This window comes from Rhodopseudomonas palustris, assembly GCF_003591005.1.
Lineage (GTDB): Bacteria > Pseudomonadota > Alphaproteobacteria > Rhizobiales > Xanthobacteraceae > Rhodopseudomonas > Rhodopseudomonas palustris_K.
Genome location: NZ_QYYD01000006.1, coordinates 120,529 through 133,901, shown reverse-complemented (window position 1 = coordinate 133,901; position 13,373 = coordinate 120,529). Strand labels below are relative to the sequence as shown.

The 13,373-nt window shown below is 64.6% G+C and carries 13 protein-coding genes, 1 tRNA gene and 1 pseudogene; 4 read left to right on the top strand and 11 right to left on the bottom strand.

Annotated elements, in window-relative coordinates; all coding sequences use genetic code 11:
• Positions 1-104: 104 nt before the first annotated feature.
• The 3 genes from rpoN to ptsN all read left to right on the top strand — a co-directional run bounded on the left by rpoN (position 105) and on the right by ptsN (position 3,123).
• The gene (gene rpoN, locus D4Q52_RS07795) at positions 105-1,730 is read left to right on the top strand and encodes an RNA polymerase factor sigma-54 (protein WP_119855979.1); all 1,626 of its coding nucleotides are present in this window, start codon (positions 105-107) and stop codon (positions 1,728-1,730) included.
• Between the two features lie 53 nt (positions 1,731-1,783).
• Entirely contained in the window at positions 1,784-2,392 is a 609-nt protein-coding gene (hpf, locus tag D4Q52_RS07790) for a ribosome hibernation-promoting factor, HPF/YfiA family (protein ID WP_119855978.1), read from the top strand.
• A 269-nt stretch (positions 2,393-2,661) separates the two neighbouring features.
• Positions 2,662-3,123, top strand: a complete 462-nt coding sequence (gene ptsN / locus D4Q52_RS07785; RefSeq protein ID WP_054163323.1) for a PTS IIA-like nitrogen regulatory protein PtsN — start codon at positions 2,662-2,664, stop codon at positions 3,121-3,123.
• A gap of 152 nt (positions 3,124-3,275) precedes the next feature.
• Here the strand turns inward: ptsN and D4Q52_RS07780 are convergent, their stop codons facing one another.
• The 10 genes and pseudogenes from D4Q52_RS07780 to D4Q52_RS07735 all read right to left on the bottom strand — a co-directional run bounded on the left by D4Q52_RS07780 (position 3,276) and on the right by D4Q52_RS07735 (position 11,061).
• Positions 3,276-3,545: a DUF1150 family protein gene (locus D4Q52_RS07780; protein ID WP_119855977.1), complete on the bottom strand. Its 270-nt coding sequence runs from the start codon at positions 3,543-3,545 to the stop codon at positions 3,276-3,278.
• A gap of 50 nt (positions 3,546-3,595) precedes the next feature.
• Positions 3,596-4,021 carry an Hsp20 family protein gene (locus tag D4Q52_RS07775; RefSeq protein WP_119855976.1) on the bottom strand — a complete coding sequence of 142 codons (426 nt, stop codon included), beginning with the start codon at positions 4,019-4,021 and terminating at the stop codon, positions 3,596-3,598.
• A gap of 144 nt (positions 4,022-4,165) precedes the next feature.
• Positions 4,166-5,254, bottom strand: a complete 1,089-nt coding sequence (locus D4Q52_RS07770) for a sn-glycerol-3-phosphate import ATP-binding protein UgpC (protein ID WP_119855975.1) — start codon at positions 5,252-5,254, stop codon at positions 4,166-4,168.
• Between the two features lie 2 nt (positions 5,255-5,256).
• The gene (ugpE, locus tag D4Q52_RS07765) at positions 5,257-6,105 is read right to left on the bottom strand and encodes a sn-glycerol-3-phosphate ABC transporter permease UgpE (protein ID WP_119855974.1); all 849 of its coding nucleotides are present in this window, start codon (positions 6,103-6,105) and stop codon (positions 5,257-5,259) included.
• Positions 6,105-6,986, bottom strand: coding sequence for a sn-glycerol-3-phosphate ABC transporter permease UgpA (ugpA, locus tag D4Q52_RS07760; RefSeq protein ID WP_119855973.1), 882 nt, complete (start codon positions 6,984-6,986; stop codon positions 6,105-6,107). The genes ugpE and ugpA overlap by 1 nt, the downstream gene beginning before the upstream one ends.
• A gap of 128 nt (positions 6,987-7,114) precedes the next feature.
• A complete protein-coding gene (gene ugpB / locus D4Q52_RS07755) occupies positions 7,115-8,437 on the bottom strand; it encodes a sn-glycerol-3-phosphate ABC transporter substrate-binding protein UgpB (protein ID WP_425328462.1) in 1,323 nt (440 codons plus the stop codon).
• 238 nt (positions 8,438-8,675) lie between these two features.
• The gene (locus D4Q52_RS07750) at positions 8,676-9,881 is read right to left on the bottom strand and encodes a CaiB/BaiF CoA transferase family protein (RefSeq protein ID WP_119855971.1); all 1,206 of its coding nucleotides are present in this window, start codon (positions 9,879-9,881) and stop codon (positions 8,676-8,678) included.
• Positions 9,882-9,927: 46 nt separating this feature from the next.
• A pseudogene (locus D4Q52_RS07745) lies at positions 9,928-10,163 on the bottom strand (GIY-YIG nuclease family protein).
• A 350-nt stretch (positions 10,164-10,513) separates the two neighbouring features.
• Positions 10,514-10,589: transfer RNA gene (locus D4Q52_RS07740), tRNA-Ala, on the bottom strand.
• Positions 10,590-10,656: 67 nt separating this feature from the next.
• A complete protein-coding gene (locus D4Q52_RS07735; protein WP_119855970.1) occupies positions 10,657-11,061 on the bottom strand; it encodes a TIGR02300 family protein in 405 nt (134 codons plus the stop codon).
• A gap of 146 nt (positions 11,062-11,207) precedes the next feature.
• On the opposite strand from D4Q52_RS07735, the gene aroA reads away from it, so the two are divergent.
• Positions 11,208-12,545: a 3-phosphoshikimate 1-carboxyvinyltransferase gene (gene aroA, locus D4Q52_RS07730; RefSeq protein WP_182915265.1), complete on the top strand. Its 1,338-nt coding sequence runs from the start codon at positions 11,208-11,210 to the stop codon at positions 12,543-12,545.
• Positions 12,546-12,549: 4 nt separating this feature from the next.
• Here the strand turns inward: aroA and D4Q52_RS07725 are convergent, their stop codons facing one another.
• On the bottom strand, positions 12,550-13,224 hold the full coding sequence (locus D4Q52_RS07725) for a lysophospholipid acyltransferase family protein (RefSeq protein WP_119855968.1): 675 nt from the start codon (positions 13,222-13,224) through the stop codon (positions 12,550-12,552).
• Between the last annotated feature and the right edge of the window lie 149 nt (positions 13,225-13,373).

Below are 13,373 nucleotides of genomic sequence, written 5' to 3'. Positions count from 1 at the left end.
TCGGATGAGCCGCCTACTCCAAATTTCCAATTCGTCAAGGCGTGTACATCAGCCCAGGAAAGGCGTAAGCAAGAAACGGACCAACTTGGATCGTTCTTGCCGCCATGGCACTCACTCAACGCCTCGAGTTCCGACAGTCGCAGTCGCTGGTGATGACGCCGCAGCTGATGCAGGCGATCAAGCTGCTGCAGCTGTCCAATCTTGATCTCGCGACGTTCGTCGAAGACGAGCTCGAAAAGAACCCGCTGCTCGATCGCGCGACCGACACGCCGGAGGCTCCGGTCGCGGGCGAGGCGATGGAGCGCGGCGATGGCAGCGGTGACGAATTCGGTGGAGGTGAGAGCGGCAGCGAGGGCAGCGACTACGCCGCCAGCGACTCGTTCGAGCCCGGCGCCGAAGAATGGATGCAGCGCGACCTCGGCAGCCGCAGCGACATCGAGCAGACGCTCGACACCGGCATGGAGAACGTCTTTCCCGAGGAGCCTGCCGAAGCTGCGGCACGCGCCGCGCAGGACGTCGCGCCGGCGTCCTACACCGAATGGGGCGGCGGCGCTTCCAGCGACGAGGGCTACAATCTCGAAGCCTTCGTGGCGGCCGAGAGTTCGCTGGCCGATCATCTGGCCGAGCAACTCGCGGTGGCGTTGACGGGTCCGTCGCAGCGCATGATCGGCCAATATTTGATCGATCTGGTCGACGACGCCGGCTATCTGCCGGCTGATCTCGGCGACGCCGCCGAGCGGCTCGGCACCACGCCGGCCGAGGTGGAAGCCGTGGTCGCCGTGCTGCAGACCTTCGATCCGCCCGGCATCTGCGCGCGCTCGCTGGCCGAGTGCCTGGCGATCCAGCTGCGCGAACTCGACCGCTACGATCCGGCCATGCAGGCGCTGATCGAGCATCTCGATCTGCTCGCCAGGCGTGACATCGCCGGCCTGCGCAAGATCTGCGGCGTCGACGACGAGGACCTCGCCGACATGATCGGCGAGATCCGGCATCTCGACCCCAAGCCCGGCCTGAAGTTCGGCACCTCGCGGGTGCAGACTGTCGTGCCCGACGTCTTCGTCCGTCCCGGCCCCGATGGCGGCTGGCTGGTCGAACTCAACAGCGACACGCTGCCGAAGGTGCTGGTCAATCAGTCGTACTACTCGGAGCTGTCGAAGACGATCCGCAAGGACGGCGACAAATCATATTTCTCCGACTGCCTGCAGAACGCCACCTGGCTGGTCCGCGCGCTGGATCAGCGCGCCCGGACCATCCTCAAGGTCGCGACCGAGATCGTGCGCCAGCAGGACGGCTTCTTCACCCACGGCGTCGCACATCTGCGACCGCTGAATCTCAAGGCCGTCGCCGACGCGATCCAGATGCACGAATCAACCGTGTCACGCGTCACCGCCAACAAGTACATGGCGACCAACCGCGGTACTTTTGAGCTTAAGTACTTCTTTACCGCATCGATTGCATCCGCCGACGGCGGCGAGGCGCATTCGGCCGAGGCGGTGCGTCATCACATTCGGCAATTGATCGATGGCGAAGAGCCGTCGGCGATTCTTTCCGACGACACCATCGTCGAAAAGCTGCGCGAAGCCGGCATCGATATCGCCCGCCGCACGGTGGCGAAATATCGCGAGGCGATGCGCATTCCCTCCTCCGTGCAACGGCGCCGCGACAAGCAGAGCGTCCTCGGCTCGGCCCTGTCGGCGGCGGATCGCTCCCGCGACACCGCCCCGGCTTGATTACGCCGCTGCTCGGACTACTGTCAGTACCCCAAAGACAAACGAGGCATCCCATGACCATCCGGGTCTCCGGCAAAAGCATCAGCGTCGGCGAAGCCCTGCGCGGCCGTGTCAGCGAACGCACCGAAGAGGTGCTGCGCAAATATTTCGACGGCAATTACTCGGGCCATATCACGCTGAGCAAAGACGGCTTCGGATTCCGCACCGACTGTGCGCTGCACCTTGATTCCGGCATCACGCTGGAAGCCGAATCGAACGCGGCAGACGCCTATGCGAGCGCCGACCAGGCCCTGCTGCAGATCGAGAAGCGGCTGCGCCGCTACAAGAGCCGGCTGAAGGATCGCTCCGCCCGCAAGGCGCATGCCGAGGCTGCGGCCATCGCCGAGCTCGGCACCGCAGCGGTCGACGCGACGAGCTACGTCATCGAGGCGCCCGGCGACGAGGAACACGCCGAAGACGCCTACAACCCGGTGATCATCGCCGAAGCCACCACTGCGATGAAGCGGCTGTCGGTGAGCGAGGCGGTGGTTGAACTCGACCTGACCGGCGCGCCGGTGCTGGTGTTCCTGCACGGCGGTTCGGGCCGTGTGAACATCATCTATCGCCGCGCCGACGGCAATATCGGCTGGATCGATCCGCCGACGGTGAACACGGCCGCCTGACGAGGGCTGCAGTCATGCCGTCTTGTTCGGGCAAGCGAGACGGCCATTGACGCCCGGCGGCGGCTCTGCCTATGGTCCGCCGCCTTCCGTGCCGGTGCCGGAAGCGCCGGACTTTGCCGCCGCTGGCGGACATGATAGATTAGCTAGGCCGATGAATTGATGAAGATTTTCGAGCTCATGGAGCTAGGCGGATCTTCTCGATCAGGCTCGACGCAGACTGCCTCTGCCCTGTTTAACCAGCACCGCACAGCATATCCTCGGAACGCCGCATGACGATTACCGATCTGGTCGCGCCCGAGGCCGTTATCCCGGCGTTGAAGGTTATCAGCAAGAAGCAAGCGCTGCAGGAGCTCGCGGCACGCGCTGCGGAACTGTCCGGGCAGAATGAGCGGTCGATCTTCGAGGTTCTGTTGCAACGCGAGAAGCTCGGCACCACTGCGGTCGGCTATGGCGTGGCGATACCTCACGGCAAGCTGCCGAAGCTGGACAAGCTGTTCGGCTTGTTTGCACGGTTGGAACGTCCGATCGATTTCGAGGCGATGGACGGTCAGCCGGTCGACCTGATTTTCCTGCTGCTCGCGCCGGAAGGCGCCGGCGCCGATCACCTGAAAGCTCTCGCACGAATCGCTCGCTTGCTACGCGACCAGGACGTCGCCAAGAAACTACGCGCCTCGCGCGATGCGCAGGCGATCTACTCGGTGCTGGCATTGCCGCCGGCAACCGCAGCGTAGCTCGGAGCCGCGAGCTTCATTTTCGTCGGTGATGATTCAAAATCGCGAGCGACAGCTCACAGGGCGTCACGCGGGAATTGCGCGCAACGCAGATACGCGGAGTCCGTCTCCGGACACCGCGCCTGCATGGTAGCTCTGGATCGTTCTGGCGATCAGTGCACGCTCACCGCTTGGAGCTCCTGGCTCCAGGCATTGGCAACCGCGGCTTCACGGCTGTCGGTCAGCATGATCGGCGTGCCGTCGGCGGAATGCAGCGCGAACAGCTTCAGGCCGGGCGCAATCTGCGGCGCCTGCGGGAAGAGGCCGGGCACGTCCTCGGAGCGGATCTGCTTCACATAGGCGATGTGACCCTCGCCCAGATGCGCCAACGCTTCCGGCGTGACGCGGACATTGTCGTGCGTTGTTGTACCCAAGTCAGTCATGGTCTCGACTCCTGTTAGAGACTAAGCGGTCGAGTCCGCTACTCGTTCCATTATTCGTGTTCGGTGATGGCAATTGTCTTAATCACCCGCTCAGGCTCAGGCCGGACCAGATCGATCGACAACAACCCGTTTTTCAGATCCGCACCCAGCACTTGCATCCCCTCCGCCAGCACGAATGTGCGCTGGAAGTGGCGCGCGGCGATGCCGCGGTGGATGTATTGCCGGGCCTTGTCATCCTGCTGGCGACCCCTGATGACGAGTTGATTTTCCTCAATCGTCACATCGAGTTGATCACGGGTGAAACCCGCGACCGCGAGCGTGATCCTGAGCTTTTCAGGATCGCCGTTGCCGCGTTCGCAGCGCTCGATGTTGTAGGGCGGGTAGCCGTCGGCACCCTTGACGACGCGGTCGAGCGCACGCTCGATCTCGTCGAATCCCAGCAGGAAAGGGCTGGATAACGTAGGAACACGAGACATCCAAAGTCCTCTCGAAGCGACTTTGATTGGGGCCCTTGCGGCACCCCGATGACCGCCCGGCAACACGCCGGCCGTTCGAAACCAATATGGGCAGTGCAACAGACCGGTTCAAGCCGTCCGAATTAGCGAAATTGCCGAGCCGGCTCAACGCCCTGCGGCAATTCGCCGGCCGTCCGCACCGAACCGGTGGAGCTGATGGGGCAAGGCCGTGGCGGCGATCTGGGCGCCGATCGGCGGCGACTCCTGGCCGGGAATCCGCACGATAATCTCATCGGGCGGCAATTCGCCCGGCTTGGTGCTGATCGCCGTAAGGTCGCCGCGGCGTTCGCGGCTGCCGTACACAAAGGTCTCGGGCCCGACCCGCTCGATCGCCTCGACGGTCAGATCGAGCGTCAGTCCGCCGGGAGCCGCCGGCTCGGACGCGATCGTCAGGTCTTCCGGACGGACGCCGAGGATGCTGGCCTCGGCCGCACCGCCGACCTGGGCGCGGACGCCGTCGAGCGGGATCAGATTCATCGGCGGCGCGCCGATGAACGATGCCACGAAGGTGGTGGCCGGTTTGGCATAGACGTCGAGCGGCGAGCCGATCTGTTCGACCACGCCGCCGTTCATCACCACCAGAATATCGGCCAGCGTCATCGCTTCGAGCTGATCATGGGTGACGTAGATCGCGGTGGTCGCCAGCCGGCGCTGCAGCTTGCGGATCTCGACCCGCATCGCCACGCGCAGCTTGGCGTCGAGATTGGACAGCGGCTCGTCGAACAGGAACACCTTGGGCTGGCGCACGATGGCGCGGCCCATCGCCACACGCTGGCGCTGGCCGCCGGAGAGCTGCCGCGGCTTGCGCTCCAGCATCGCGCCGAGTTCGAGGATCCGGGCGGCTTCCTGGACGCGGGTGTCGATCTCGGGCTTGGCCATGCCGCGGTTGCGCAAGCCGTAGGCCATGTTGTTGTAGACGCTCATATGCGGGTAGAGCGCGTAGTTCTGGAACACCATGGCGATATCGCGGTCGGCCGGCTCGACCTGGTTGACGACGCGGCCGCCGATCTCGATCTCGCCCGCCGTGATCGTCTCCAGCCCCGCGACCATCCGCAGCAGCGTGGACTTGCCGCAGCCCGAGGGGCCGACCAGCACGCAGAACTGGCCGTCGCCGACCGAGAAATCGACGCCCTTGATGGCTTCGAAGCCGCCCGGATAGGTCTTGCGGACATTGCGGAGAACGACATCGGCCACGATTACTTCTCCGTCTCGACCAGTCCGCGCACGAACAGCTTCTGCATCAGCACCACCACGGCAACCGGCGGCAGCATCGCCAGCACCGCGGTCGCCATCACGATCGGCCATTCGGTCAGCGCGTCGGAGGTCACGATCATCTTGCGGATGCCGATCTGGATGGTCTGCATGTCGTCGCGCGTGGTGATCAGCAGCGGCCAGAGATATTGGTTCCAGCCGAGAATGAACAGGATCACGAACAGCGCCGCCATATTGGTGCGCGACAGCGGCAGCAGCGTATCCCAGAAGAACCGGAACGGCCCGGCGCCGTCGATCCGCGACGCTTCCAGGAGTTCGTCCGGCACCGTCATGAAGAATTGCCGGAACAGCAGCGTCGCGGTCGCGGAGGCGATCAGCGGCAGCGTCAGGCCGGCGTAGCTGTCGAGCAGATTGAGGTCGGCGACGATCTTGTAGGTCGGGTAGATGCGAACCTCGACCGGCAGCATCAGAGTGATGAAGATGATCCAGAAGATCGTCATCCGGAACGGGAAGCGGAAATACACGATCGCATAGGCGGAGATCAGCGAGATCGCGATCTTGCCGACCGCGATCAGCATCGCCATCACGAAGGAATTGAACAGCATGGTGCCGACCGGCTCGCGGGTGGTGCCCGAGGTGCCGACGAACAGCGTCTGATAATAGGTATCGAGGAAGTGACCGCCGGGCAGCAGCGACATCTGGCCGTTGGCGATGGTGGCGTTGTCCTGGGTCGAGGCGACGAAAGCGAGATACACCGGGAACGCGACGATCAGCACGCCGGTCCACAGCACCAGATGCGGCAGCAGATTCCCGAATCGGCGGTGCTCGACCATCAGTAATTCACCTTGCGCTCGACGAAACGGAACTGAAACGCGGTCAGCGCGATGACGATGCCCATCAGGATCACCGACTGCGCCGCCGAGCTGCCGAGATTGCCGCCGAGCAGGCCATCGCTATAGACCTTGTAGACCAATGTCTCGGTCGCCTTCGCAGGGCCGCCGCGGGTGATGGTGTCGATGATGCCGAAGGTGTCGAAGAACGCGTAGACGATGTTGACGACGATCAGGAAGAAGATGGTCGGCGACAGCAGCGGGAAGATGATGGTCCAGAACCGCCGCATCGGCCGCGCGCCGTCGATCGCCGCGGCTTCAATCACGCTGGACGGGATCGCCTGCAGCCCGGCCAGGAAAAACAGGAAGTTGTAGGAGATCTGCTTCCAGGCCGCGGCCAGGATGATCAGCGTCGCCGCTTGGTTGCCGTCGAGCAGCGGATTCCAGTCGACGCCGAGATGGCGCAGGCCATGCGCGATCACCCCGAGCGACGGGTTGAGCATGAACACCCACAATACGCCGACAACCGGCGGCGCCACCGCATAGGGCCAGATCAGCAGCGTTCGATAGAACATCGAGCCGCGCAGCGGCCGGTCCGCCATCACGGCGAGCAGCAGCGCCAGCGACAGCGACGCCAGCGCGATCGCGAAGGAAAATCCGAAGGTGCGCAGGATCGCCGCGAAGTAATCGGGGTCGGCGAGCAGCTCCTTGTAGTTGTCGAACCATACGAACACGGTCGACAGCCCGAACGCGTCCTGCATCAGGAACGACTGCACCACCGCCTGCCCGGCCGGCCAATAGAAAAACACCAGCACCACCGCGAGCTGCGGCAGCACCAGCAGATAAGGCAGGAACTTGGATTGAAAGACGGCCTGCTTGAGCATGTGTTGCTAACTCCCCTCCCCACCTGCAGCCGTCATGCGCGGGCTTGACCCGCGCATCCATCCCTCTTGCGAACGATGGATTGCCGGGTCAAGCCCGGCAATGACGGCTAGAGTGGGCTGAGGATTCGTCACCTCACCGCCGTCTTCTCGAACTGCCGCAGCATCGTGTTGCCGCGCGTCACGGCCGCATCGAGGGCTTCCTTGGCGGTTTTCTTGCCGGCCAGCGCCTGCTCGAATTCCTCGGCCCAGACGTCGCGCAGCTGAACCATGTTGCCGAGACGCAGGCCGCGGGAGTTCTCGGTCGGCGGCTTGTTGGTCAGTTCCTTGATCGGCGTTTCGAGATAAGGCTGATCCTTGTAGAAGCCGTCGGCCTTGGCCTTCTCGTAGGCCGCCTTGGTGATCGGCAGATAGCCCGAGGCCTTGTGCACGGCGACCTGGCGGTCGGTGTCGGACAGGAAGGCGAGGAACTTGGCGACGCCCTTGTATTCGGCCGGCGTCTTGCCGCCCATCACCCACAGCGAGGCGCCGCCGATGATCGAGTTCTGCGGCGCGCCCGCGACGTCCGGGTAGTACGGCATCGCTGCGTTGGTCCAGTTGAACTTGGCCTGCGACTTGACGTTGCCGAAGAAGCCCGACGAGGTCAGGAACAGCGGACACTCGCCCGACGTGAAGCGGCCCTCGCCGGTGTTGGTGCGGCCGGAGTAATCGAAGGTCTTGTCCTTCTGCAGCTCGACCAATTTTTCGAGATGCTTGAGCTGCACCGGGCCGTTGAATTCGAGCTTGGTGTCGAAGCCGTCGAGACCGTTGGCCTTGCTGGCCAGCGGCACGTTGTGCCAGGCCGACAACTGCTCGAGATTGGCCCAGGTCACCCAGGCGGTCGAGAACCCGCAGGTGGCGTAACCGGCCGCCTTGAGCTTCTTGGCGGCGTCGAACACCTCCGGCCAGGTCTTGGGGATTTCGGCGATCTCGGCCTTCTTCAGCGCGTCGAGATTGACCCACATCACCATCGACGACGAATTGAACGGGAACGACAGCATCTCGCCCTTGGAGGTCGAGTAGTAGCCGGTGATCGCCGGCAGATAAGCGTTTGCATCGAACGGCTCGCCCGTCTCCTGCATCAGCTTGTACACCGGCTTCACCGCACCGGTGGCGGCCATCATGGTGGCGGTGCCGACCTCGAACACCTGCATGATGTGCGGCGCATTGCCGGCGCGGAACGCCGCGATGCCGGCGTTCATGGTGTCGGCATAGCCGCCCTTGTAGGTCGGAACCACCTTGTAGTCGCTTTGCGAGGCATTGAAGTCGTTCGCCAGCTTGACGACGACGTCGTTGTTGCCGCCCGTCATGGCGTGCCACCACTGAATTTCGGTGGCGGCCTGCGCCGGCAGGGCCAGCGCCAAACTGGCAGCGACGGACGCGGCGAGCGCCGTCAGGCTGAGGGAACGAAACATCATCAAGTACCTCCCGAACGAACAGTCATCATCTGCGCGCGCGTTAGCAGCGCCGGGTGACAGTTACATGACCGTATAGGCGACGACATCGTTAGGAGGAAGCGATCCGGCCGCCTAGCGCGGAAAAAGACCAACGCCGGCTTGTGGCAGCGCAGCAGGAACCTGGTCGGATGGAGTGATGATGTTCGGGTCGGGGAGGCGGGATGGCGGTGCAATCGCGGCGCCGCCATCCTGTCGCTTACCGCTTACGCTCGGGGCCGCTGACGATTCCGTCGGCCTTCAGCCGGACGATGTCATCGCTCGTGTAGCCGAACTCACCCAGCACTTCGTCGGCGTGCTGGCTGAAAGTCGGCGGGATGTGGCGCAGACTGGCTTTGGTGCGATCGAACCGGACCGGCGAGGCGATGCCCCTGTACCAGTCCTTCTCGATGATATCGCCGCGGGCCTTGACGTGCTCGGAGGCCAGCGCCTTGTCGATCGCCTGCACCGGACCGGCCGGCAGGCCGGCGGCGAGCAGCCTGCGGCACAGCGGCTCGGCGTCGTGATTGGCGAGGATCGCCTCAAGCTCGGCGCGCAGCTCCGCGCGATTGACGACGCGGTCGCGGTTGCGGGCGAAGCGCGGATCGGTGCCGAGCTCCGGCTTGCCGAGCTCGCGGCATAGCTTGCGGAAGGTGCCGTCGTTGCCCACACCCATGAAGATGTTGCCGTCGCGCGCCGCGAACACCGAATATGGATACAGATTCGGATGCTCATTGCCGGTGCGCGCCGGCGGCTTGCCGTGCATGAAGAAGTTCGCGGTGTGCGGATGCATGATGGCGAGCCCGGTCTCGAACAGCGTCGCCTCGACGAACTGGCCGAGTCCCGATTTTTGCCGCTCGAGCAGCGCCATCAGGATGCCGACGCAGGCGTACAGCCCGGTCGCCATGTCGACCAGCGCGACGCCGATCCGGGTCGGGCCAGAGTCCGGCGTGCCGGTCGCTTCCATCAGGCCGACCATCGACTGGATGATGGCGTCATAGCCGGGATGGCCGCCATGCGGGCCGTCGCCGCCGAAGCCCGAGATCCGGCAATGCACCAGCTGCGGAAATCTGGCGCGCAGCACGTCGTTGCCGATGCCCCATTTGTCGAGCGTGCCGGGCTTGAAGTTCTCGATCATGACGTCGGCGTCTTCGAGCATCTTCATCAGCACGGCGCGGCCGCCCTCGGAGGCGAGGTCGAGGCCGATCGAGCGCTTGTTGCGGTTGGCGCCGATGAAATACGCCGCGTCGTCGTCGTGAAAGGGCGGGCCCCAGTCACGGGTCTCGTCGCCGGCCGGCGGTTCGACCTTGATCACGTCGGCGCCATGGTCGGCGAGAATCTGGGTGCAGTACGGACCACCGAGCACGCGCGACAGATCGATCACGCGCAAACCAGCAATCGCGCCGGCCATCAGAGGAGAAGTCATGAGGGCTTTCTTATGGAAGCTTTGATGGGGAGGACGAACTTATCCGTCAGAGGCGCTTCTTGGCAAATGCGCGGCCGGACGCCGACTTCAAATATTTCTCGAAGGCATACGCCTGATGTTCGTCGCTGAAGGCCACATAAGTCTTCAACCGCCAAGGGCAATACTTCGACGTGTGCGGGGCCTCGCCGGCATTGTGTTTCTTGAGCCGCGCCCGGAGATCGTCCGTGATGCCGACGTAGAAGTGCTCGGAATCGAGACTCTCAAGGAGTAAACGTATTTCATCGGGATGGGACCGATTTAAAGCACGACGGCTCAAACGCGAAGATAGAGAACGCGACGAATCGATAGGCGAAAAGGCATGTTGAAGTCAGATGGCTGAGCTGTCGGGCCCGGCTTCGCCCTTCGGGCTACGCCGCGGCAGCCTTCGCTTGCTTCGCTACGATAGGTTTCCGGGCTTGCCGAGCCGTAGCTTGCGCGACGCTTCGACGATCGATCGTCAAGTTGAGGAATAAACAGAAGTGGACTCAGTAGCCCGGCTTCGCCCTGCGGGCTTCGCCGCGGCAGCCTTCGCTTGCTTCGCTACGATAGGTTTCCGGGCTTGCCGAGCCGTAGCTTGCGAAACAAGCGAAGGCTGGTGGAGCCAGGCGGGATCGAACCGCCGACCTCTTGCATGCCATGCAAGCGCTCTCCCAGCTGAGCTATGGCCCCGTACCCTGGGTGCGGGCGGTCAAATCAACCGCGCGCGGCATTCGTTGATCACAGTTTGACGAAGACCTCAAGTCTCCTCATCACCAGAAACGTCACCAATGATGTCAGTGACGTCTTCATCCCCTTCTTCTTCGTCGGCGATGAAGGTCGAATCGTCGTCGTCCTCGATCGATTCGTCGATTTCGATGTCGTCTTCCGACTCCGGAACGACCGCCTTGACCTTGCCGGTCTTCTCCTCGGCATCGGCCTCCTCGAGCGACACCAACTCTTCGGACTCCATCGCCTCGGGCGCTTCGGACGTGTCGGCAGTTGCGGCAGAACGCTGATCGGCGCGGCCACGCGGCGCCGACACCGGCGCAATCGGCACCACCTCGCCGGTGTAGGGCGAGATCACCGGAGATTTATTCAGATCGTAGAACTTTTTGCCCGTCGTGGGGCAAATACGTTTGGTTCCGAGATCGGATTTCGCCACTTGTGCAACCTTGGGATTTCTTGAAAAACGGTGCTTCACTTGGCTAGTTGCCACGCCGCTGTCAATAGCGGTTTATGCCGTATCGGCGGCCACGCAGCGCGCGGCCCCGCTTCGATCGGGCGCGCGACGCCGCAGGGGACACCATCTTGAGCCATTCAGACCAGACCTCGCCGCTCACCGCGCGCAAGAGCGGCGCGCTTGCCGGCACCGCCCGGGTGCCCGGCGACAAGTCGATCTCGCACCGCGCCCTGATCCTCGGGGCGCTGGCGGTGGGCGAGACCAGGATCACCGGGCTGCTGGAGAGCGAGGATGTGCTGAACACCGCTGCGGCGATGCGCGCCTTGGACGCACGGGTCGAGCGCACCGGCGACTGTGCCTGGCGCGTGCACGGCGTCGGCGTCGGTGGCTTCGCACAACCGGAGGCGCCGCTCGATTTCGGCAACTCCGGCACCGGCTGCCGGCTGGCGATGGGCGCGGTCGCAGGTTCGCCGATCACCGCGATCTTCGACGGCGACGCCTCGCTGCGCAGCCGGCCGATGCGGCGCATCGTCGATCCGCTGGCGCAGATGGGCGCCAAAGTTGTGTCGAGCGCCGAGGGCGGCCGGCTGCCGCTGACGTTGGCGGGCGCGCGCGATCCGCTGCCGATCACCTACCGCACCCCGGTGCCGTCGGCGCAGATCAAATCCGCGGTGCTGCTCGCCGGTCTGTCGGCGCCGGGCGTCACCACGGTGATCGAGGCCGAAGCCAGCCGCGACCACACCGAGCTGATGCTGCAGCATTTCGGCGCCACGTTGGTGACCGAGCCGGAAGGCAGGCTCGGCCGTAAGATTTCATTAACCGGCCAGCCCGAATTGCGCGGCGCGCCGGTGGTGGTGCCGGCGGACCCCTCCTCGGCCGCGTTCCCGATGGTGGCGGCGCTGGTGGTGCCGGGCTCGGACATCGTGCTAACCGACGTCATGACCAATCCGCTGCGCACCGGGCTGATCACGACGCTGCGCGAGATGGGCGGGCTGATTGAGGAAAGTGAAACCCGCGGCGATGCCGGCGAACCGATGGCACAGTTCCGGATTCGCGGCTCGCAGCTGCGCGGCGTCGAGGTGCCGGCCGAGCGGGCGCCGTCGATGATCGACGAGTATCTGGTGCTGGCGGTCGCGGCCGCGTTCGCCGAGGGCACCACCGTGATGCGCGGCCTGCGTGAGCTGCGGGTCAAGGAGAGCGACCGGCTCGAGGCCACCGCGGCGATGCTGCGGGTCAATGGCGTCGAGGTGGAGATCGCCGGCGACGACCTGATCGTGGTCGGCAAGGGGCACGTGCCGGGCGGCGGCCTGGTCGCCACCCATATGGATCACCGCATTGCGATGTCGGCGCTGGTGATGGGGCTGGCGTCCGACAAACCGGTCACGGTCGACGACACCGCCTTCATCGCCACCAGCTTCCCGGACTTTGTCCCGATGATGCGCCGGCTCGGCGGCGATCTCGCCTGAGGCGCTACGCCGGCTCGACCGGCTCGCGGCCGACCAGCCGGTCGGCCTCCTGCTGCGCCGCCGTCAGCGACGCTGTCAGTTGCGCGGTGATTTCGGCGCGGTCGGATTGGCCATCGACGATCAGCGGCTCGCCGTAGCGAATCGCGACCTTGGCGAACAGTCCGGGCAGCATCAGCCGATCCCAGCTCTTGAGCAGCTTGCCGCGGCCGAGGCTGACGGCGACCGGCAGGATCGGTAGGCCGGTGAGCCGCGCCAGATCGAGAATGCCGTCATTGTTGATGCGCATGCGCGGCCCGCGCGGGCCATCCGGCGTCACGAACAGGCTGTGGCCGTCGCGCGCCAGCCGCATCATCTCGCGAGCCGCCCGCATGCCGCCCTTCGAGCTGGAACCGACCGCCGTCTGGATGCCGAACACGGCGCCCACCTTGCTGATGATCTGGCCGTCGCGGTGGCCGCTGATCAGCGCGATCAGCGGCTTGCCCGCGCCGCGCAGCATCGGCAGCATGATCAGCCGGCCGTGCCACATCGCCAGGATATAGGGCTCCGGGATCGGCACCGTGGCACGGTCGAACCGTCCGGTCCACATCACGAACTGGAAGTAGACGGCGGCCGGAATCGCCGCGGTCCATTGGAACGCGTCGGTCCGCAGGATGCGTTTGACGAAAGCAGGAGTGGCCATACCGAGCAGTGTCCGGGCAGTGATATGTGGCGGCACGCCGGGCTGGTGTTGGCGGCTCGCGGGTTTATACCGGGCGCCGACAAGCTGCAAACAAGACGACTTGAAATACCTCCAGTCGCGGTGTTGATCGCAGCCGCGCCCCCGGGCAC